This window comes from Micromonospora sp. NPDC047670 (assembly GCF_043204915.1).
Taxonomy (GTDB): domain Bacteria; phylum Actinomycetota; class Actinomycetes; order Mycobacteriales; family Micromonosporaceae; genus Micromonospora.
In genome coordinates this window covers 55,654-75,047 of sequence record NZ_JBIDDA010000022.1, presented here as the reverse complement: position 1 = coordinate 75,047, position 19,394 = coordinate 55,654, and the positions used below count along the sequence as shown (strand labels likewise).

General features: G+C 75.7%; 23 protein-coding genes and 1 pseudogene. 15 read left to right on the top strand and 9 right to left on the bottom strand.

Annotated features, from left to right (window positions below):
- Nucleotides 1–16: 16 nt before the first annotated feature.
- The 3 genes from ACGF7U_RS30585 to ACGF7U_RS30575 form a co-directional block, all read right to left on the bottom strand.
- A complete protein-coding gene (locus ACGF7U_RS30585) occupies nucleotides 17–1,144 on the bottom strand; it encodes a hypothetical protein (RefSeq protein ID WP_393112625.1) in 1,128 nt (375 codons plus the stop codon).
- A 194-nt stretch (nucleotides 1,145–1,338) separates the two neighbouring features.
- Complete coding sequence (locus tag ACGF7U_RS30580; protein WP_393112623.1) at nucleotides 1,339–1,752, bottom strand: hypothetical protein; 414 nt, start codon at nucleotides 1,750–1,752, stop codon at nucleotides 1,339–1,341.
- Entirely contained in the window at nucleotides 1,752–1,922 is a 171-nt protein-coding gene (locus tag ACGF7U_RS30575) for a hypothetical protein (protein WP_393112621.1), read from the bottom strand. The genes ACGF7U_RS30580 and ACGF7U_RS30575 overlap by 1 nt, the downstream gene beginning before the upstream one ends.
- 171 nt (nucleotides 1,923–2,093) lie before the next feature.
- On the opposite strand from ACGF7U_RS30575, the gene ACGF7U_RS30570 reads away from it, so the two are divergent.
- Nucleotides 2,094–3,266, top strand: coding sequence for a sensor histidine kinase (locus ACGF7U_RS30570; RefSeq protein ID WP_393112619.1), 1,173 nt, complete (start codon nucleotides 2,094–2,096; stop codon nucleotides 3,264–3,266).
- Nucleotides 3,263–3,925 carry a response regulator gene (locus ACGF7U_RS30565; protein ID WP_393112617.1) on the top strand — a complete coding sequence of 221 codons (663 nt, stop codon included), beginning with the start codon at nucleotides 3,263–3,265 and terminating at the stop codon, nucleotides 3,923–3,925. Before ACGF7U_RS30570 ends, ACGF7U_RS30565 begins: the two co-directional genes overlap by 4 nt.
- 167 nt (nucleotides 3,926–4,092) lie before the next feature.
- Here the strand turns inward: ACGF7U_RS30565 and ACGF7U_RS30560 are convergent, their stop codons facing one another.
- The 4 genes from ACGF7U_RS30560 to ACGF7U_RS30545 all read right to left on the bottom strand — a co-directional run bounded on the left by ACGF7U_RS30560 (nucleotide 4,093) and on the right by ACGF7U_RS30545 (nucleotide 7,342).
- Nucleotides 4,093–4,515 (bottom strand): DUF6223 family protein, encoded by a 423-nt coding sequence (locus ACGF7U_RS30560; protein ID WP_393112615.1) that lies wholly within the window; start codon nucleotides 4,513–4,515, stop codon nucleotides 4,093–4,095.
- A gap of 165 nt (nucleotides 4,516–4,680) precedes the next feature.
- Nucleotides 4,681–5,703: an ATP-binding protein gene (locus ACGF7U_RS30555; RefSeq protein WP_393112613.1), complete on the bottom strand. Its 1,023-nt coding sequence runs from the start codon at nucleotides 5,701–5,703 to the stop codon at nucleotides 4,681–4,683.
- A gap of 144 nt (nucleotides 5,704–5,847) precedes the next feature.
- Nucleotides 5,848–6,960 carry an LLM class flavin-dependent oxidoreductase gene (locus ACGF7U_RS30550; protein WP_393112612.1) on the bottom strand — a complete coding sequence of 371 codons (1,113 nt, stop codon included), beginning with the start codon at nucleotides 6,958–6,960 and terminating at the stop codon, nucleotides 5,848–5,850.
- On the bottom strand, nucleotides 6,950–7,342 hold the full coding sequence (locus ACGF7U_RS30545; protein WP_393112610.1) for an SCO5389 family protein: 393 nt from the start codon (nucleotides 7,340–7,342) through the stop codon (nucleotides 6,950–6,952). Before ACGF7U_RS30545 ends, ACGF7U_RS30550 begins: the two co-directional genes overlap by 11 nt.
- A 338-nt stretch (nucleotides 7,343–7,680) precedes the next feature.
- Here ACGF7U_RS30545 and ACGF7U_RS30540 point away from each other — a divergent pair, with 338 nt between their 5' ends.
- The 7 genes from ACGF7U_RS30540 to ACGF7U_RS30510 all read left to right on the top strand — a co-directional run bounded on the left by ACGF7U_RS30540 (nucleotide 7,681) and on the right by ACGF7U_RS30510 (nucleotide 15,358).
- A complete protein-coding gene (locus ACGF7U_RS30540) occupies nucleotides 7,681–8,535 on the top strand; it encodes an ABC transporter substrate-binding protein (protein WP_393112608.1) in 855 nt (284 codons plus the stop codon).
- A complete protein-coding gene (locus ACGF7U_RS30535) occupies nucleotides 8,532–9,506 on the top strand; it encodes a FecCD family ABC transporter permease (protein ID WP_393112606.1) in 975 nt (324 codons plus the stop codon). The genes ACGF7U_RS30540 and ACGF7U_RS30535 overlap by 4 nt, the downstream gene beginning before the upstream one ends.
- Entirely contained in the window at nucleotides 9,503–10,477 is a 975-nt protein-coding gene (locus tag ACGF7U_RS30530) for a FecCD family ABC transporter permease (RefSeq protein ID WP_393112604.1), read from the top strand. Before ACGF7U_RS30535 ends, ACGF7U_RS30530 begins: the two co-directional genes overlap by 4 nt.
- Nucleotides 10,474–11,271, top strand: coding sequence for an ABC transporter ATP-binding protein (locus ACGF7U_RS30525; RefSeq protein ID WP_393112602.1), 798 nt, complete (start codon nucleotides 10,474–10,476; stop codon nucleotides 11,269–11,271). Before ACGF7U_RS30530 ends, ACGF7U_RS30525 begins: the two co-directional genes overlap by 4 nt.
- A complete protein-coding gene (locus ACGF7U_RS30520; protein WP_393112600.1) occupies nucleotides 11,268–12,989 on the top strand; it encodes an ABC transporter ATP-binding protein/permease in 1,722 nt (573 codons plus the stop codon). Before ACGF7U_RS30525 ends, ACGF7U_RS30520 begins: the two co-directional genes overlap by 4 nt.
- A complete protein-coding gene (gene cydC, locus ACGF7U_RS30515; RefSeq protein WP_393112598.1) occupies nucleotides 12,989–14,830 on the top strand; it encodes a thiol reductant ABC exporter subunit CydC in 1,842 nt (613 codons plus the stop codon). The genes ACGF7U_RS30520 and cydC overlap by 1 nt, the downstream gene beginning before the upstream one ends.
- A 72-nt stretch (nucleotides 14,831–14,902) precedes the next feature.
- Nucleotides 14,903–15,358 carry a hypothetical protein gene (locus tag ACGF7U_RS30510; RefSeq protein WP_393112596.1) on the top strand — a complete coding sequence of 152 codons (456 nt, stop codon included), beginning with the start codon at nucleotides 14,903–14,905 and terminating at the stop codon, nucleotides 15,356–15,358.
- Between the two features lie 125 nt (nucleotides 15,359–15,483).
- Here the strand turns inward: ACGF7U_RS30510 and ACGF7U_RS30505 are convergent, their stop codons facing one another.
- Nucleotides 15,484–15,978 carry a hypothetical protein gene (locus ACGF7U_RS30505; protein WP_393112629.1) on the bottom strand — a complete coding sequence of 165 codons (495 nt, stop codon included), beginning with the start codon at nucleotides 15,976–15,978 and terminating at the stop codon, nucleotides 15,484–15,486.
- A 358-nt stretch (nucleotides 15,979–16,336) separates the two neighbouring features.
- Between ACGF7U_RS30505 and ACGF7U_RS30500 the strand changes: the two genes are divergently transcribed.
- Together ACGF7U_RS30500 and ACGF7U_RS30495 are read left to right on the top strand one after the other, a co-directional pair.
- On the top strand, nucleotides 16,337–16,996 hold the full coding sequence (locus ACGF7U_RS30500) for a hypothetical protein (protein WP_393112594.1): 660 nt from the start codon (nucleotides 16,337–16,339) through the stop codon (nucleotides 16,994–16,996).
- Entirely contained in the window at nucleotides 16,993–17,184 is a 192-nt protein-coding gene (locus tag ACGF7U_RS30495) for a response regulator transcription factor (RefSeq protein WP_393112592.1), read from the top strand. The genes ACGF7U_RS30500 and ACGF7U_RS30495 overlap by 4 nt, the downstream gene beginning before the upstream one ends.
- A gap of 9 nt (nucleotides 17,185–17,193) precedes the next feature.
- Here the strand turns inward: ACGF7U_RS30495 and ACGF7U_RS30490 are convergent, their stop codons facing one another.
- On the bottom strand, nucleotides 17,194–17,490 hold the full coding sequence (locus tag ACGF7U_RS30490) for a hypothetical protein (RefSeq protein ID WP_393112590.1): 297 nt from the start codon (nucleotides 17,488–17,490) through the stop codon (nucleotides 17,194–17,196).
- A 19-nt stretch (nucleotides 17,491–17,509) separates the two neighbouring features.
- Between ACGF7U_RS30490 and ACGF7U_RS30485 the strand changes: the two genes are divergently transcribed.
- The 4 genes and pseudogenes from ACGF7U_RS30485 to ACGF7U_RS30470 all read left to right on the top strand — a co-directional run bounded on the left by ACGF7U_RS30485 (nucleotide 17,510) and on the right by ACGF7U_RS30470 (nucleotide 19,263).
- Nucleotides 17,510–17,947 carry a hypothetical protein gene (locus ACGF7U_RS30485; protein ID WP_393112588.1) on the top strand — a complete coding sequence of 146 codons (438 nt, stop codon included), beginning with the start codon at nucleotides 17,510–17,512 and terminating at the stop codon, nucleotides 17,945–17,947.
- Nucleotides 17,948–18,193, top strand: a pseudogene (locus ACGF7U_RS30480) (histidine kinase); the annotation flags it as partial.
- 84 nt (nucleotides 18,194–18,277) lie between these two features.
- A complete protein-coding gene (locus ACGF7U_RS30475; protein ID WP_393112586.1) occupies nucleotides 18,278–18,634 on the top strand; it encodes a sensor histidine kinase in 357 nt (118 codons plus the stop codon).
- Nucleotides 18,631–19,263 carry a response regulator gene (locus tag ACGF7U_RS30470; RefSeq protein WP_393112584.1) on the top strand — a complete coding sequence of 211 codons (633 nt, stop codon included), beginning with the start codon at nucleotides 18,631–18,633 and terminating at the stop codon, nucleotides 19,261–19,263. Before ACGF7U_RS30475 ends, ACGF7U_RS30470 begins: the two co-directional genes overlap by 4 nt.
- Nucleotides 19,264–19,394: the final 131 nt, after the last annotated feature.

Genomic DNA, 19,394 nt, shown 5'->3' with positions numbered 1-19,394 from the left:
GCCCGGCGCGACCGCCTCACCGCCACCAGCCCCAGGACGACCAGGCCCAGCCCGAGCGCTCCGGGCGCCCCCGCGGGGGCGGCCGCCCCGGGCCCCCGGCCGCGGGGCCCGGGGGCCCCCGCGGGGGGGGGGGGGCGCGGGGGGGGGGGCCGGCCCCCGCCGGGGGGGGGGGGGGGGGGGGGGGCGCCCCCCGGGGGGCCCGGCCCCGCCGCGACCGCCTCACCGCCACCAGCCCCAGGACGACCAGGCCCAGCCCGAGCGCTCCGGCCGCCGCGACGGCGGCGACGACCGCGGCCCCGAGGCCGTCGGACCGGTCGCCGCCGGCGGCGGCGGATTCCGGTGTGCTCTGCGGCGCGGTCGACGGAACGGCCGCGCCGAGGGGGTAGCGGAGGATGCCGGGTCTCGTGCCGGGCGGCTGGTCGGCCGTCTCGGAGAGGGTGAGCAGGGACCGCCCGTCGGGGCTGTAGGTGATCGACTCGCCCTGCGGCTCGTCGGGCAGCGCGGTGACCCGCGGGGTCCCGCTGGTCAGCGCGGCGATCAGATCGTGGTCGACGACGTCGAACTCGAACGCGTCGGCGTAGGTGCGCAGCACCACCCTGCGCCCGTTTGGGGCGGTGGCGGCGCCGGTGACCGCCGTCCGGCCGAGCGGCCCGAACGGGTTGCTCGTCGTGGAGGCCGGCAGCCGGACCTGCCCCACCCTCGCCAGCGGCACCGTCGCGCCGGGTCGCGGGGCGGCGTCCGGGGCGTACAGGCCGGCCGAGTACTTGGTGACGATCACCGGCCGGCCGTCGGCGGTCAGGAGCAGGGCCTCGGCGTCGTGCGGGCCGTCCGGGTACGCCATGCGGTGCAGCACCGGCCGGTCGGCTCCCGGCGGGAGCTTCCACACCGCGACGGTCTGCCGGGAGCGGTCGTTGTCGCCGGTGTCCGCCACCCAGATCGTGCCGTCCGCGCCGACGGCGAGATCCTCGGTGTCCCGCGGTCGCGACGGATACCGCACCGTGCGCACGACGGCGCACCCGGAGTCCAGGAAGAAGATCTGGCGACGGGCGGCGTCGTCCGCGCCGTCGTTGACCACGACGTACCCGTCGTTCGTGGCGGCCATCCCGGAGATCTCGGTCAGCCGACCGTCGCGCACCTCGCACACCGGCGCTCCCCGAACGGGGCCGGGCGACGGGGTCGCCCACGCTCCGCCCGGCAGCGCCATGACGGCGAGGATGACGGCCGCTCCCGCCGCCGTCCGCGGCTTGCGTGTGGTTGCCTTGCTTCGTCGCATCGCCAGCAATCCTGTCATTGCCGGTCCGCCCCGCCCGACAGGCCGGGCCGGCGCGCGGCCCGGGATCAGCGGACGGGACGAAGCTGTTCCGCGACGGCCGCCGCGTCGGGAACGGGTGCCCGGCCCCGGGCGAGACCGGACCGGAGGTCGACGGCGGTGAACCTGCTCTCGAAGGTGTCGCCGCCGCCGCCGAGGATCGCGGCGAAGCTCAGCACCAGGCAGAGGGGCGCGAACGACCACCAGGAGGCCCGCCGGCCGCCCCGCCAGGCGCCGACGCGCGCGCCGTCGGAGATCCTGACGGAACGCATGCCGGCGGCGTCCCCGAGGCTGCCGATCGAGTCCCAGACCATCCCGTACGCGAAGACCACCACGAACCAGATCGCGGCCATGACGGCGACGTACACGCCGGTGTCGGAGAGTGTGGCCATGGACAACCGGCCGAGCGCGAGGTCCTGGTTGGCCGCGTCGACCGTGCCCATCAGGACCCGGCCACCACCAGCACCGCGAGCGCGTCCAGCGTCCGGCCCCAGAAGTGGGGCCAGCCGGCCTTGCGGACGTAGTGGGCCCCGGTGCCCGGGTGCCGGCGTACCGGCAGGCCGGTCGCGGCGTCGATCAACCCGGTCGGGGATGGTGCCGTGGAGCGGCTCATGCTGCCCTTCCGACCGCTTCGGCTGTGCGGGTCGAGGCAACGGCCGTCGGGAGAGCGGCTGGACCGCCGGGAGTACGGCGACGACCGACCGGGCCGGCCACGTCCTGGACGACCGCGGCGCCCGGCGGCGGCGGGCCCCTCCCGCCCAGTCGTCGAGGTTAGGCTTCGCGCATGTCGAGGTGGCGATGGTACGGCCCGGCGGCGAACACGGCCCTGGTGCTCGTGGTCGGTCTGGTGGCCCTCCTCGGCCTGGTGGTGCAGTCGCACGGCATCGACACCGCCGCTGAATGGGGGGCGCTGCTGGCCGTGCTGGCGTCCGCCGGCGCGCTGTGCCTCCGCCGCCGCCACCCGGTCGCGGTGGGCGTGGTGGCGCTGGCCGCCGTCGGCGCGTACGGAGCGTTGCTGCACCGGCCCGGCCCGATCATGCTGGTGTTCGTCGTGGCGCTCTACACCGTCGTCGACGAGGGGCACCTCCCGGTCGCCATCGGGCTCGGGCTCGCCTCGGTGGTCGCCTTCGCCGTCGCGGACAGCTACAACAGGACGGCCGACAGCGTGAACGGGGCGACGCTGCTGCACGCCGGTTGGACCGTCGCGGTCATCGTCGGCGTGACCCGTAACCGCCGGGCCTACCTCGCGGAGGCGCAGGCCCGGGCGCTCGCCGCCGAGCAGCGGACGGAGGAGGAGGCCCGGCGCCGGGCCACCGAGGAGCGGCTGCGCATCGCCCGCGAGTTGCACGACGTGCTCGGCCACCACCTCTCGCTGATCAACGTCCAGGCCAGCGCCGCGCTGCACCGCCCGGACCCCGACCGGTCGACGCAGGCGCTCACCGCGATCAAGCAGACGAGCAAGGAGACGCTGCGCGAGTTGCGCACGACGCTCGGGATCCTGCGGCGCGAGGGCGAGGCGCCGATCGCGCCCGCCCCCGGCCTGAGCCGCCTCCACGAGCTGGCCACGACGGCCGGGCGGTCCGGGTTGGAGATCCGCACCGAGCTGACCGAGACCCGGCCGCTGCCGCCGGAGGTCGACCTGGCGGCGTACCGCATCGTGCAGGAGGCGCTCACCAACGTGACCCGGCACGCCGGTGCGACCGCCGCGGTGATCCGGGTCCGGCCCGACCGCGACGGGGTGCTGGTGGAGGTCGAGGACGACGGCGTCGGCGCGGCGGGTACGCCCGGTAACGGGATCCTCGGCATGGGCGAGCGGGCCCGGGCGCTGGGTGGCTCGCTGACCACGGGTCCCGGCCCGGACGGCGGTTTCCGGGTGCGCGCCCGCCTCCCGCTGCGGCCCGGCCCGGTGCCGGTGGGAGCGCCGGCGCCGCGATCGGAGCCGGGGGGCGCGGCGTGATCCGGGTGCTGCTCGCCGACGACCAGACCCTGGTGCGCGCCGGGTTCCGGTCCATCCTGGAGGGTGAGGACGGCATCGAGGTGGTCGGCGAGGCCGCCGACGGCGCCGAGGCGGTGTGGCTCGCCCGGCAGCTGCGGCCGGACGTCGTCCTCATGGACATCCGGATGCCCGGGCTGGACGGTCTGGCCGCCACCCGGGACATCGCCGCGAGCTCCGACGTCCGCGTGATCATCCTGACCACGTTCGACCTGGACGACTACGTCTACGGCGCGCTGCGCGCCGGCGCGAGCGGCTTCCTGGTCAAGGACACCGAGCCGGCGGAGCTGATCCACGGGGTGCGGGTGGTGGCGCGCGGCGACGCGCTCATCGCGCCGTCGATCACCCGCCGGCTGATCTCCGAGTTCACCGCCCGGGTCGCGCATCCGGACCCGGGGCCGCGGCTGAGCGCGCTCACCGAGCGGGAGCGTGAGGTGATGGCGCTGGTCGCCGCCGGCCTGTCCAACGACGAGATCGCGGCGCGGCTGGTGCTGAGCCCGGCCACCGCGAAGACGCACGTCAGCCGGATCATGACCAAGACCCAGGTCCGGGACCGGGCCCAGTTGGTGATCCTCGCGTACGAGTCCGGCCTGACCGTTCCCGGCTGGCTCGCCCGCTCCTGACAGCAGCCGCTGGGGCGGTAGACCTCGCCGGGGCGCCACATCCGCGGTGGGCCGCCGCCGGGGCGCCACAGCTGCGGGCACGGCGGGTGTCGGCCCGTCTCCGGCCCCGACGGCGGCTGGTGGACGGCCGGCGGCATCCGGCTGACCCACCCTCGGCCGTGGCCGGGTCAGCCGGTGCGGCGGGAGCGGGTTAGAGCCAGCCCGCCGAGGACCATGCCGATCAGCCCCAACATCCCGGCCACGACGCCGCCACCCAGCCCGTTGCCGGTGCCGAGACCACCGTCGGCGGTGGCCACGACGAGCCCACCGACGACCACGCCGATCAGCCCCAGCACCAGGGCCACGACGGCCCCGCGCCGCCCGTTGCCGGCGCCGATACGGCCGGCGGAGCGAGCCAGCGCCAGCCCACCGAGGACCAGCCCGACCAGCGCCAGCACGGCGGCCACGGTGGCTCCGATCCGCCCGGGGCCCATGGAGTACGCGCTGGCGGCGGCCGGCTGGGTCGAGGCGTGCGCGGCCGCCGGTGCGGCAAGCCCGAACCCGCCGAGCAGCGCGGCTGCGGCGGCGGCGAGCACGTGACGGATGGTCATCGAGGATCCCTTCTTCGCATGACGAGTACCGCCGGCAGCGTATGTACGGGCGTGGTCACCGGTCGTCATGCCGGAGTTGCCGATGGGCCTACCACCCGGGTGGTACGCGCCGGGGGCGTCGTACCACCGGGGTTGTCTCCCCCGCTCTCCGTTGTGGTCGAAGGGCTACGGCAACCAACTGGTTGCGTCAACCCGGGCGGGCGGGGTGCCCCCGGACGGTGCGGGGATCGGCGCGCCGAGCGCCTGCGGCCCCATCCGGAACTCGGGATCGATCTGCGTGGTCAGGTCGACGCCGGCGCGTTCGTTGGCCCATGCGACGGCGTTGCGCCGGTGGAACTCGTGGGCCCACCGGGTGAAGGCCGCCCAGTCCTGGGCGGTGCCGTCGACGGTGTCGGCCACCCGGCCGAGCACGGCACGGTTGGCGGCCTCCAGCTCGTCCAGCGGCCCGGCCGTGCCGCGTTCCGCGCGGCGGACGTAGGCGGAGCGACTCACCCAGGCCAGCAGGTCGGCGCCGACGTGCTCGCGCAGGAACTCGACGTCCGCGGCGTCCTCGACCTTGTTGCCGATCACCGACAGGGCCACGCCGTAGTCGCGGGCGTAGCCGGCGTACTGGCGGTAGACGCCGACGCTGCGCACGGTCGGCTCGCAGATCAGGAAGGTGCGGTCGAAGCGGGTGAACAGCCCCGACGCGAAGGAGTCGGCGCCGGCGGTCATGTCCACCACCACGTACTCGCCGGGCCCGTCGAGCATGTGGTTGAGCAGCAACTCGACGGCGCCGACCTTCGAGTGGTAACAGGCCACGCCGAGATCCTCGGCGGTGAACTCGCCGGTCACCGCCAGGCGCACCCCGCCGACCGCGCGGACGCACACCGCGTAGATCGGGTTGTCCTCCCCCACTCGCAGCAGGCGGGAGCCGGATCCCGGCGGGGTCGTCTTCACCATCTCGGCGGCGGAGCGGATGCGGGGGTTGTCGCCGCGAAGGTACTCCTTGATGGCGCCCAGGTGCTCGCCCAGCGGTGTCATCGCCGTGGCGACGTGGGCCGGCCCGCCGAGGGCCACCGCGAGGTGCTGGTTGATGTCCGCGTCGATGGCCAGCACGGGCCGGCCCTCGGCCTCGAGATGGCGGGCGTACAGCGCGGCGAGCGTGGTCTTTCCGCTGCCGCCCTTGCCGACGAACGCGACCTTCATCGCGTCCGCCCCCGGCAGACGCTAACGAGAACCGTTTCCATGAACATCATGGTAGCGGCTCACGCAGGCGCCGGTGGCCGACTCGCCGAGCCCGACGCGATCACGGCGAAACCGGCGATGCGGCCGACACCGGCATCGCGCACGTCACGCCCCCTCGGCGGGCCGCGCCGCCGCCGCTGCCGCTGCCACGGTGGGCGGCGCTCCCGTCGCAGCCGTCCGCGCGGGCAGGCCGAGGACATCGGCGGCCACGCGGGCGATCGCCTCCAGGGTGCGGTCACGCCCACCCGCCCCCTCCACCATGAGCAGCAGGTGCCGCACGCCGGGCAGGGCGGCGGCCAGGGTGAGCGCCTCGCGGCAGCGGCGAGAGGAGCCGACCGGGTGGATGTCGATCAGGTGGTCCACGTACGCGCCCAGGTCCCGCCGCCCGGCGGGGGTGCCGTCCAGCCGGACGTACTCCCGCGTCCCGGCCAGCAGGGCGGGCAGGCCGGCGCGGATGACGCGCGCCGCCTGCTCGTCGGCCTCCTCGACGTGGGCCAGGTGGGCGCTGGCGTGGGCGACGGCGCCGGGGTCGTGGCCGTGGGTGGCGGCCACCCGTGCGTAGCGGTCGAGCAGGTTCCGCTTCTCGGTCAGGTCGGCGTGCAGGCCGAGCAGGAGCGGCAGGCCGCGTCGGGCGGCCAGCTCCACGGTGGTGGGCGAGGTCGCGGCGATCCAGACGGGGATCCGCCGGCGGGGCCGCGGCACCACCGGCACCGGCCGGAACGGGAAGCGGCGGTTACCGGCCACCGTCGGCTCCCCCGACAGCCACCGCGTCAGGATCTCCAGCGCATCGCCGAAACCGTTGTCGAACCGGTCCTGGCCGGTGCCGAAGACCTCGAGGTCCACCCAGGGGCCTCCCCTGCCGACGCCCAACCGGAACCGGCCGCCGGAGAGCTCGTCGAGCAGCACCGCCTCCTCGGCGAGGGCGACCGGGTGGCGGTTCGACAGGATGCATGCGGCGGTGCCGACGTCGATGGCGCGGGTGGCGCCGAGCAGGTGCGCGGCGAAGGTGACCGCCGAGGGGCACACGCCGTAGGAGATGAAGTGGTGCTCGGCGATCCAGACGCCGTCGTATCCGGCGGCCTCCGCCGCGCGGCCGTAGTGGTGGGCGTCGGCGAGGGCTTCGGTGTGGGTGCCGCCGGGGCGGTGCCCGGCGAGCAGGAACAGGTGCGTGCGTACGCCCCGCCCCGCCCGCCGGGCCCCGGTCGGGTCAGCAGTCACGCAGCTCTGGGGACTGGTTGAGCAGCTGGCCACGGATGGAGACGAAGCGGCGGTAGGTGTCCGAGTCGACGGCGGACGGCCGGAACGCCGCCACGCGGTGGCAGTTCTGGAAGGCGAGCCTGACGCCGAAGTGACGCTCCAGGCTGGACCGGATGGCGTCGCTGGCCAGGGCGCGCAGCAGCTGACCCCGCTCCGCCTCGCTCGGCGGTGGAACGACGTTGTCGGCGAACTCGGCGTCGGAAGACTCCAGCTCCGCCGCCACCCGGCTGACGGTCTGCCAGGCGTACGGCAGCGAGTCGCGTACGCAGGCCACGAACGCCTCGTCGTCCACGGGCCCCGACTCGGCGGCCCGCAGCAGGCTCGGCGGCACGGTGAGAGACATGCTCCTCCTCAGACACGTTAACGATCATGGTTGTCATTAGCGTTGCGGAGTGAGCACATCACGTCACCCTCCGCGACGTCAACCATCCGGCGGCGAACGCGACGACGCGAACCGCCGCGGCGGTCGTGGCCGCGACCCCCCGAACGCAGCCGCACATGACAACCGTTATCGTTACCGCGTTGCCCCGCCCTCGACGAAAGCGTTTGGTTGTGACACGACTACGTCTGACTCTGGCCGTCCTTCTCGCCGCCGATATCGCGCTGGCCGGCTGCGGTGGTTCCGCCGCGCCGTCACGGTCCGCCGCTGCCCCCGTACCGTCCGCACCGCCGGTCCAGGCGGTGACCCACACGTTGAGCCTGACCGACGTACGAGGGCAGGCGGTCAGCCTGAAGTCGAAGCCGGACCGGATCGTCTGCCTGACCGGGTTGTGCGACGACGCACTGGTGGAGCTGGGCCTGACGCCGGCGGCGACCACCACGCCGAAGCTCCTCTCCCGTCCCGACTACCTCGGCGAGGCGGGCAAGTCGGTACCCACCCTTCCGGGCACGTTCGGCAACGAGGACGTGGCGGCGATCGCCGCCACGAAGCCGGACCTCGTCATGGGTCTCGCCGGGGTACACGACCAGCTCCGCCCGGCGATCGAGAAGTTCGCGCCACTGTGGCTGGTCCAGGTGAAGACGTACGAGGACTCGGTGCGCTACCTGCGCGACGTGGCGACGCTCACCGATCGGGGTGCCCAGCAGGTGGTGGCCGAGCGGGCGTTCCGCGACCGGCTCGCCGCCGCCCGGGCCGCCGCGACCGAGCACGGGCTGGCCAAGCGGACCGCGCTGGCGATGTTCGGCGGCACGTCGATCGGCGTCAACACCTCCGACGACCTCCTCGGTCACCTGCTGTCGCAGGTGTTCGACTACCCGTGGCCGAACAAGGGCGGCGGCTTCGACACCGCGCAGGCGTACAGCGTGGAGGAGATTCTCGCGCGCGACCCGGACATCGTGTTCATCCAGTCGTTCACCTTCGGACCGGACGCCAGGACCGTGTCGGCCCAGTACGCCACCAACCCGGTGTGGAAGCGGATCACGGCGGTGCGGGAGGGCCGCGCCTACGAGGTGCCGGCGGAGCTGTGGGCCTCGGGCCGGGGCACCCGCGCGCTGGGGCTGATCCTCGACGAGGCGGTCGCCAGGGCGACCGCATGACGACGCTCGGCGCCGCGGTGACCCGGCCGGCGCCGCGCTGGTCGGCGGCGCTGACGCTGGTGGCCGCCCTGGCCGGCGCGGTCGGGCTGACCCTGGGCGTGGGCCTGCCCGCGGAGGCCGATGTCGCCCGAGTGGTGCTGTGGGAGCTGCGGATGCCACGGCTGCTGCTCGCGCTGCTGGGCGGCGCGGCGGTCGGGGCGGCGGGACTGCTGATGCAGGCCGCGTTGCGCAACCCGCTGGCCGTGCCGGAGCTGCTGGGGGTGTCCACCGGCGGTGCCCTGGCAGCCGCGGTGACGGTGGTCTGGGCCTTGCCGGTCCCGGCGGCGCTCCAGCCGGTGGTGGCGCTCGTCGGAGCGGTCTGCGGGGGTGCGGTCTGTCTGGCGGCTGCCGGCACGGGTCGCGGCCCCGGCGCGGTGCTGCTGACCGGCGCGGCGGTCTCCACCGCGTTGCAGGCGGTGCTGCTGTCCGTGCTGGCCGCCGCCGACCGGCTGCAGTACGACACGCTGTTCCGGTACCTCGTCGGCAGCCTCACCGGCACCACCTGGGACCACGCCAGGCTGACCCTGCCCTGGCTGCTGGCCTGCGTGCCGCTGGCCGTGCTGGCGTTGCCCGCGCTCGGGGTGCTGCGCCTCGGTGACGAGGCGGCGGCGGCCCTCGGGCTGCACGTGGGCCGGGCCCGGGTCGCCGTGCTGGGGCTCGCCGCCGTCCTGGTCGCCGTGGTCGTGGGACCGTGCGGGCCGATCGCCTGGATCGGTTTCGTCGCGCCCCACGCGGCCCGACGGCTGCGCCCGGCCGCGCACGCGCGCCGCCTGCTGCCGTGGGCGGCGGCGCTCGGCGGGCTGTTCACCACGCTCGCCGACCTCGCCGCCCGGCACGTCTTCGCTCCGGCGGAGACCCCGCTCGGCGCGTGGACGGCGGCCGTCGGCATCGTCGCCGGGTTGGTCATGCTGGCACGACGGAGCACGTCGTGAGGTGGTGGTGGGCGGTCGGGGCGCTGCTCGTGGCGGCGGCCGCGGACCTGGCCGTGGGCCGTGGCGTGGACTGGCCGCAGCTGGACCCGTTGGAGCAGCGCATCCTCGTCGAGCTGCGGCTGCCCCGCCTGGCCACCGCGCTGCTCGCCGGCGCCGGGCTGGGTGCGGCGGGGCTGCTGTTGCAGGCCGTGCTGCGCAACCCGCTGGCCGCGCCGGAGCTGACGGGGGTGAATCCGGGCGCGGTGCTCGGCGTGCTCACCGGTATCCAGCTCGGGCTGGTGCCCGCGGATTCGGCCCCCGGCGCGCTCGTCGCGGCGCTGGCCGGTGGCGCCCTCGGTGGGGCGCTGATGTGGCTGCTGGCGCGGCACGGCCCGCCGACGGAGGTGGCGGCGTACGGGTTGCTCGGGTCGGCGGCGCTGGCCGGGGTCACCGCGCTGCTGCTGGCGTACCAGCCGGGTCGGTTCGGCAACGCGATGCGGTGGCTGGTCGGCTCGACCGACGGCCGGGTCTGGGCGCACGTGCGGGCCGCGTGGCCGTGGCTGGTCGCCGCGCTGGTGCTGGCCTGGCTCTGCTCGGCCGCGCTGGGCGTGCTGGCTGCGGGCGACGGGCACGCCGCCGCGCTCGGTGTGCCGCCCCGCCCGGCCCGCGCCCTCGGCCTCGCGCTGGCGGTGGCGTTGGCTGCCGGGGCGGTCGCGCTGGCCGGCGCGCTGGCCTTCGTCGGGCTGGTCGTGCCCCACGTGGCCCGGGCGATGTGCGGGGCGGACCTGCGCCGGGCGTTGCCCGCCGGCGCGCTGCTCGGGGCGACCGCGGTCGCGGGCGCGGACGCGCTCGCGCAGGTGTTGACGGTGATGGTGCAGTCCGGGTCGGCCGCACAGCGGCTGGGCGTGCCGGCGGGCGCGGTGACCGCGTTGCTCGGGGCGGTGGCCCTGGTGCTGGTGGCCCGCAGGTCGTCTCATGTGGAGGTGTCATGACGCAACCGGTGTTCGTGGCGGAAGACGTCCGGTACCGGTACCGGGTCCGGCCGGTGCTCGACGGGGTGTCCCTGGTCATCGATCCCGGCGAGTGCGTGGCGCTCGTGGGCCGCAACGGCTGCGGCAAGTCGACCCTGCTGCGGTTGCTCGCCGGCATCGACCCGCCGGAGAGCGGGCGGGTGCTGCTGCACGGCCGCCCGGCGCACGCGATGCGCCGGCGGGACGTGGCGCGGCAGGTGGCGGTGCTGCACCAGCAGCTACCGCCGATGCCGGGGATGACCGTGCGGCAGTTGGTCGCGCAGGGCCGCTACCCGCACCGGGGGCCGCTGGGGATGCTGTGGCGCCCGGACGACGCCGAATCCGCCGCCGCACTGGACGCGGCGGACGTGGCCGGGCTGGCCGCGCGGGAGGTGGACACGCTCAGCGGCGGCGAACGCCAACGGGTCCGCCTCGCGCTCGCGCTGGCGCAGCAGACCCCGGTGCTGCTGCTCGACGAACCGACCACCTTCCTGGACGTACGGCACCAGTTGGAGGTGCTGTCGCTGGTCCGCCGGCTGCACGCCGAGCGGGGCCTGACCGTGGTGACGGTGCTGCACGAGCTGGACCACGCCGCCCGGTTCACCGACCGGGTCGTGGCGCTCGCCGACGGCCGGGTCGCCGCCGACGGGCCGCCCGCCGAGGTGGTCACCCCGGGCCTGCTCGCCGAGGTGTTCGGCGTACGCGGACGGGTGGTCGCCGACGCGCACACCGGCGCGGTGCGGGCGCTGGCGGACGACCCGCTGGAGGCGACGTGATCGTCCATCGGGAGCTGGTCCGGCTCGGCGGCGCCGTCGCCGGACCGGTCGCCGCGTGCGCCGCGCTCGGGGTGGCGGTCTCGGCCGCGTACGTCGGCCAGGCGCTGCTGCTCGCCGCGGCGCTGGCGGCGGTGGCACGCCGCGACCTCGACGCCACTTTCCCGCTGCTGGCCGGAGTACTCGCGGTGATCGTGGCCCGGGCTGCGCTGCTGTGGTGGCGGGAGGTGGCGACCGCGACGGCGGGCGCCCGGATCCGGGCCCGGCTGCGCGACCGGTTGGTGGCGCGGCTGGCCGAGCTGGGTCCGGCCTGGCTGACCGGGGCCCGCACGGGGCGCACCCAGGCCACGCTGGTCGACGGCGTGGAAGGGCTCGACGCCTACTACAGCCGCTACGTCCCGCAGGTGCTGGTCACGGTGACCGTCCCGACCGCCCTGGTGGCGTGGCTGGCCACTGTCGAGCCGGTCGCCGCGACGCTGCTCGGCGCCGCCGTGCTGCTGGTGCTGACCGTCCCACGGGTGTGGGACGCGACCCTGTTGCGGCGGGGCCGGGGACGGTGGGCCGCCTTCACCGCGCTCGCCGCCGACTTCCTCGACACCCTCCAGGGAGCGGCGACCCTGCGGGCCTTCGGCGCGGTCGGCCGGATGCGCGACCGCATCGAGGCGCGCAACCGCGACCTGCACGCCACCACCATGACGCAGCTGCGGCTGTCGCTGGTCGAGAGCGGGATCACCGCCCTGCTCGTCCAGGCCGGGCTCGCCGCGGCGACAGTCGCCGCGGCGGTGGCCGCGGGCGGCGGCCGTGCCGACGCGACCACGGCGTTCCTGGTGCTGCTGGTCTCGGTGGAGTGCTTCCGGCCGGTGCGCGACCTGGGCGCGCACTGGCACGCCGGGTACCTCGGCGTCACCGCCGTCGACGGCCTCACCGACCTGCTCACCGCGCCGGCCCCGGTCACGCACACCGGCCGCGTCGACCCCCGCTTCACCACGGGTCCGGCGGTCACCTTCGAGGCGGTCGGCTACCGCTACCCGGGCCGGGGGTCGCCGGCGGTGCGGGAGGTGACGCTGCGGCTGGCCCCCGGCGAGACCGTCGCGGTCGTCGGCCGCTCCGGCGCGGGCAAGTCGACCCTGGCCAACCTGCTGCTGCGGCACCTCGACCCGGACGCCGGCCGGATCACCGTCGGCGGCGTCGACCTGCGCGACCTCACGCGGGACGCCCTGCACCGGACGGTCACCGTGGTCGCGCAGGAGACGTACCTCTTCCACGGCACGGTGGCCGAGAACCTGCGCCTGGCCCGCCCGGACGCCACCGACGCCGACCTGGAGGCCGCCGCCCGCGCCGCCGGCGCGCACGACTTCGTCGCGGCCCTGCCACACGGGTACGCGACGCCGGTGGGCGAGCGCGGCGCCACCCTCTCCGGCGGGCAGCGGCAGCGGCTGGCCATCGCCCGCGCGCTGCTAGCCGACGCTCCGGTGCTCGTCCTCGACGAGGCCACCTCCCATCTGGACCGACGGCAGGAGGCGGCGGTCGTGACCGCGCTCGCCGACGCCGCGCGCGGGCGCACCTGCCTGGTCATCGCCCACCGTCTGGCCAGCGTCCGGCACGCCGACCGGATCGCGCTGATGCAGGACGGCCGGATCGTCGCTGCCGGCAGCCACGACGAGCTGCTGCGCACGACCCGCGCGTACGCGGACCTCGTCACCGCCCAGGAGGTGGCCTGATGGTCACGACGGACCTCGCACCCGACGTGCGCCCGGCCGACCCGCCCACCGGCCGTGGCGCGGAGCCCGCGCCCGGCGGCCGGCAGCCCGGCGCGCTGCGGCGGCTGCTGCCCGCGATCGCGGGGCACTCCGGCGCCTTCTGGGCGACCCTGGCCGCGAACCTCGTCGGGCAGCTCGCCGTGTCCGGCGCCGCGGTGCTCGGCGCGTGGCTGCTCGGACGGGCGGTGAGCGGCGATGCCACACCGGTCGAGATGGTCGCGGCGGTGCTCGGCGGGCTGGTGGCGGTGATCGCCGCGGCCAGCTGGTGGGAGATGCTCGTCTCGCACGACCTGGCCTACCGCGTCCTGGCCGACCTGCGGCTGCGGGTCTACGACGCGATCACCCGGCTCGCGCCGGGCGGACTGGCCGGCAGGCGCTCGGGTGACCTCACCACCATCGCGCTGTCCGACGTGGAGACCCTGGAATGGCTGTTCGCGCACACGATCGCGCAGCTGCTCACCGCCACCGTCGTCCTGACCGCCGGCACGCTGCTCGCCGCGTCGATCGACCCGTGGTTGCCGGCCGTGGTGCTGCCGCTGGCCGGGCTGGTCACGGTGGTGCCGTGGCTGCTGCGCCGCCACGCCGACCGGCACGGCACGCGCGTCCGGGCGGCGACCGCCGACCTGACGGCCGACGTCGTCGACACCGTGCAGGGCCTGCGGGAGCTGACCGTCTTCGGGGCGATGGACCGGCGGCGCGCCCACCTGGCCGCGCGGACCCGGCAGCTCGGCCGGGCGCAGCGGGCCAACGCCGCCCGGGCGGGCCTGGAGACAGCGTTCATCGACGCGCTGCTGGCCGTGGCCGGGGTCGGCGCGCTGATGGCCGTGGCCGACGGTGTGGGTGCGGGCCGCCTGGACCCCGCGCTCGCACCGGTCGCGGTGGTCCTCGCCGGGACCGTGCTCGGCCCGGCCGCCCAGGTCGCGCTGCTGCTCAAGCAGGCCGGCACCCTGCGCGCCGCGGCCGGCCGCATCGACGCGCTGCTGCGCGCCCCGGCGGCCGTCACCGCTCCGGCCGACCCGCTGCCGGCACCCGCACGCGGTGAGGTGGCCTTCGACGACGTGCGCTTCGGCTACCTGCCCGGCCGGGCGGTGCTGCGGGGCGTCTCGTTCAGGATCCGTCCCGGCGAGACCGTCGCCCTGGTCGGGGCCTCCGGTGTCGGGAAGTCCACCTGCGTCCACCTGCTGCTGCGCTACGCCGACCCCACCGCCGGGCGGATCACCGTCGGCGGCGTCGACCTGCGCGGCCTCACCGACAGCGACCTGCGGCGCACCGTCACCGTCGTACCCCAGGACGTCCACCTCTTCCCCGGGTCGATCGCCGACAACATCCGGCTGGGCCGACCCGACGCCACCGACGCCGACGTACGGCGGGTCGCCGACGCCGCACAGGTCAGCGCGTTCGCCGACGAGTTGCCGCAGGGGCTGGACACTCCCGTCGGGGAGCGGGGCGGGGCCCTGTCGGGCGGCCAGCGGGCCCGGGTCGCCGTCGCCCGAGCCCTGCTCACCGGGGCGCCGGTCCTCGTCCTCGACGAGGCGGTGGCGAACCTCGACGCTCGCACCGAGCGTGACCTCGCCCGCGCCCTCGACGCCGCCCGCGCCGGGCGGGCGACCATGGTGATCGCCCACCGGCTCTCCACCATCATGCGCGCCGACCGCGTCGTGATGCTCGACGCCGGCCGCGTCGTCGCCGACGGGACCTTCGACAGCCTGCGCGACCGGGAACCCCTGGCCGGCCTGCTGGCCGACCAGCTCTCGGCCCACCGCCAGGCGCACGTCCGACAACCTGGGAACGGAGAGCGATGAGGACTCGACGTTCCGCGCGGTCGCGGGTCACGGCGCTACGGTGGGTCCGTCGCGAACAGGAGGAGGTACGGAATGACCGAGCGACATCCCGCGCTCGCCCGGCTCGACGCGCTCACCGGCCGGTGGACGGTGCAGCCGAAGGTCGACGGTCTCAGTGCCGGGTGGAGCGACTTCTCCTGGGTCGAGGACGGCAGGTTCCTCCGGCAGTTCTCCGACGCCGAGCCACTGCCGCCCGACGCACCCCGGGCTTGGCGGGAGAACAACCCGTTGCCCACGACGTCGCTGATCGGGCTCGACGACGCCGGCGAGGAGTTCACCATGCTGTACGCCGACGCGCGCGGCGTGCATCGGGTCTACCGGATGACCTTCGCCGACGGCGTCTGGCGGGCGTGGCGGGACGCCCCCGGCTTCCACCAGCGCTTCGTCGGGGTGCTGAACCGGGATGGCGACACCATCGACGGGCGGTGGGAGACGTCCGAGGACGGCGTCGACTGGCGACTCGACTTCGAGATCACCTACCGGCGCTGACCCCGGAGGCCGCGAGGGCGAGGCGCGCACCGGCCGCGGGTCGCCGGCCACGCTCCGGCGACAGTGCCGTGCGCCCGGGGGTCACGGTGCGCGGCGGAGATCATGCGGTTGCTGGGGCGGGTCCTTCAGGCCGTGGGGCCGGGTGACCCGGTCGGTGGGAGCGGCAGCTCGACGGCGGCCACCGTCTCGACCCGCACGGCGGAATGCGCCGGCGGCAGCTTGCGGGTTCGCGGCGAGCGGCTGTGCAACCGGCCCCGGCCGGCCGGGTCCGGCCGTCCGCTCACCTCGCAGGTCACCATCCAGATCGGCGGAGGCGGAGGCGGCAACCGGCCGGAACCCCAGCGCACCCAGAGCGCGACCCGCCCCGCGTCGGCTTCGGCGAGCAACTTCTCCCAGGTCCGACGGCGCGTACCGTGATCGACCTCGACGACGACCGGCGGGCCGTCCGGGCGCGCGCAGGCCACGTCGAGCACCGACTGCCGTGCGGACATCGGCGGCGGCAACGGCAGCACGCTGGACGCCCGCCGGTAGACCCGCCAGCCCTGCTCTCCCGCCCAGTCGACCACGGCGTCGATCAGCCGGGCCGTGACCTGGTCCGTCGTCAGGTCGGCGAAAGCCATCGCGTCGAGCCGGTCGGCCAGCGACGCCGCCAACCGCGCCCCGTCCTCGCCAGCCGCCACCGTCGCAGGGTAACCACGCGACCGGCCGCGCTCGCCGGCAGGGCGAACCGAGGGCGAGCCGCCAGGAACGGAGCACGTCCGAGCCGGGTCGCCAGGGGCCGCCGAGGCGACCGGCACTCGACTCGGCTGAGGCGCAAGGACGCCCACCCGCCCGAGCGGCGTCAGCGGGGCAGGACGGATCGCCCGGCGACCGGTTGGACATCGCCGCGGGAATCGTCACGGTCGAGCTGGTGACGACGTAGGGAATCACCCGATTACCCGGGCGTCGCCGGACCCTAGCGTCGACCGCACGGTCGTCATGCGTATTCGCCGCCTGCCCACGCTCGGGCTGGCCGTCCTCGCTCTCGCGCTGCCCACGGGGTGCGTCCGGTCCGCGGACGAGGCTCCCGCCACGCCGGCGCCACCGCACGCCGAGGCCCCCGCGGTGCCGGCCGCCGAGGAGACCATGGCCCCACCACCGGTCACGCTCCCCGACGCCTGCGGCCTGGTCTCCAAGGCCGAGGCGCAGAAGCTGGCCGGCACGCCGCTGAACGACGCGGTGCAGGTCCGGGACACGTGCAGCTACACCGCCCCGGCCAGCGGGCCGACCGCCCAGGTCGAGGTGTACGTCGGCGACGGGGCCGAGAAGTACCTCGGTATCGAACGTGAGCTCGGGCACGAGGTCCGGCCGCTGTCCGGTCTCGGGGACGAGGCGCACCTCAGCGCGGAGGCGTTCTTCATCCGCAAGGCGGCGGTGTGGGTGGCGGTGCGGCTGGTGCGACTCAACGACCCGGCGGAGAACCGGGCGCCGCTGGAGTCCCTCGCGCGTACCGCCGGTCCCACCGTCGGCGGGAGGCCCGCCGCGCCCTCGACGCGGCAGTCGCCGAGTTCACCGACCTGGGTGCGGTGGCCTTCGCCGAGCAGGCGCACGCCGAGCTGGATCGGATCGGCCGGCGCACGCCCACCCCGACCGAGTTGACCGCCACGGAGGAGCGCGTCGCCCGGCTCGCCGCCCGGGGCCGGACCAACCGGGACATCGCCAGCACCCTGTTCATCAGCCCGAAGACCGTCGAGGCCAACCTCGCCCGGATCTACCGGAAACTCGGTATCTCCAGCCGCGCCGAGCTGGGGGCCACGATGGGCCGGCCGACAACACCCCCCGAGTGAGGCGCGTTGTCAGCCGGTACACAACGGCACGTCCGGCCTGGTCTGCGAGCTCTTGTCGATCGTGAAGAGGACCTCGGTCTCCAGGTCGAGCTTGAGCTTCTGCCGCCCGGGGATCCGTTTGGTGATTAGCTCGACCAGCTCGCTGTCCAGGTTGAGGCCGACCCCGGTTCCGATCTTGACGACCCGGTCGACGCGCTGGCAGCGGGCCAGCGGAGCGCCGAGCGCCGAGCCGTTGGTCACGCCAATGCTGGCACGTAATTTCAGGTACGGACCGGCGGCGACGCCGGGGATCCCGACACCGACCACGAACCTGAACTCCGACCCGATGACGAGGCCGCTCGGGCCGGCGCTGATCCCGCCGATCGAGTCGATCATCGGGGCTATCGCGGCGCTGACGTTGGCCGCCGGCTACGCCGTCGGTGCCGGGCTGCCGCCGGTGCGCCGGTCCCGCCGCGCGGCGGCGGCGTGGCTGGCGGGGCTGACCGCCGGGTGGCTGGTGCTGCTCGGCCTGACCCCGGACGGGGTGTGGCTGGCGTTCCCCCTGTTCCTGCTGCACCTGCACCTGCTGCCGGTGCGCTGGGGGATCCTCGCGGTGGTCGTGACGACCGCGGCGGCGGTCGGCGGCGTGACTGGTCACCAGGAGGTCGTCACGCCGGGCGCGGTGCTCGGCCCGGTCCTCGGCGCCGCCGTCTCCGTCGGGACCGTGCTGGGCTACCAGGCGTTGTACCGGGAGAGCGAGCAGCGCCAGCGGTTGATCGAGTAGCTGACCGCCACCCGCGGCGAGCTGGCCGCCGCCGAGCACGCCGCCGGCGTCCTGGCCGAACGCGAGCGACTGGCCCGCGAGATCCACGACACCCTCGCCCAGGGGCTGTCCAGCATCCAACTGCTGCTGCGTGCCGCCCAGCGGGCCCTGCCGGGTCGGGTCGAGGTCGCCGCCGACCACGTCGAGCAGGCCCGCCGGACCGCGCAGGACAACCTGGCGGAGGCCCGGCGGTTCGTCCGCGCGCTGGCCCCACCCGGCCTCGACGGCGGGTCGCTGCCCGCGGCGCTGCGCCGGCTGTGCGCCACGACCGCCGCCCGGTCCGGGTTGGCCGTGCGCTTTCAGCTCGACGGTACGGCGGTGCGCCTGCCGACCCCGCACGAGGTGGCGCTGCTACGCATCGCGCAGTCCGCGCTGGCCAACACGGTGCGCCACGCGGGGGCGACGCGCGCCGAGGTGACGCTGCGGTACGGCGAGCACGGCGTGGTCCTGGAGGTGGTCGACGACGACGGCGGCTTCGACCCCGGCGACGTCGTCGGTCGCGGCGGCGGGTTCGGGCTGGCGGCGATGCGGGCCCGGGCCGGGGAGCTCGGCGGGACGCTGACCGTGGCGTCGTCGCCCGGCGGGGGCACCGCGCTGGCCGTCCGCTTCGCCCACCCGTCGACCGAAGGGACCCCGGCGGGCACATGAGCCGTCCGATCCGGCTGCTGCTGGCCGACGACCATCCGGTCGTCCGTGCCGGCCTGCGCGCCGTCCTCGCGACCGAGCCCGACTTCGAGGTGGTGGCCGAGGCCGCCACCGCCGAGCAGGCCGTCGCGCTCGCCGACCCGGACCGGGTGGACGTGGTGCTCATGGATCTCCAGTTCGGCGCGGGCATGCACGGCGCCGACGCCACCGCCGCCATCACCGCCCGTCCCGGCGGCCCGGTCGTGCTGGTGCTGACCACCTACGACACGGACGCCGACATCCTCGCCGCCGTCGAGGCCGGCGCGACCGGGTACCTGCTCAAGGACGCCCCGCCCGAGGAACTCGCCGCCGCCGTGCGCGCCGCCGCAGCCGGCGGGTCGGCTCTCGCCCCGGCGGTCGCCCACCGGCTGATGGACCGGATGCGCGCGCCGGGCACGGCGCTGAGCCGCCGCGAGACAGAGGTCCTCCAGCTCGTCGCCGACGGGCTGTCCAACCAGCAGATCAGCGGGCGGCTGCACCTGAGCCTGGCCACCGTCAAGACGCACCTGGTCCACGTCTACGGCAAGCTCGGCGTCGACTCCCGCACCGCCGCCGTCGCCGCGGCCCGGGCCCGTGGCCTGATCCGCCGCTGACGGGCCGGGCCCGTCCGCTCGTCCCGCGGCCGGTCATAGCCGGACGACGCCGGCGTACGCGACCACGTCCTGCGGCGGGGCCCCGGGCTGCCGGCATCGACGTCCCGGGCGCGCCCGGTGGGCGGCTCGAC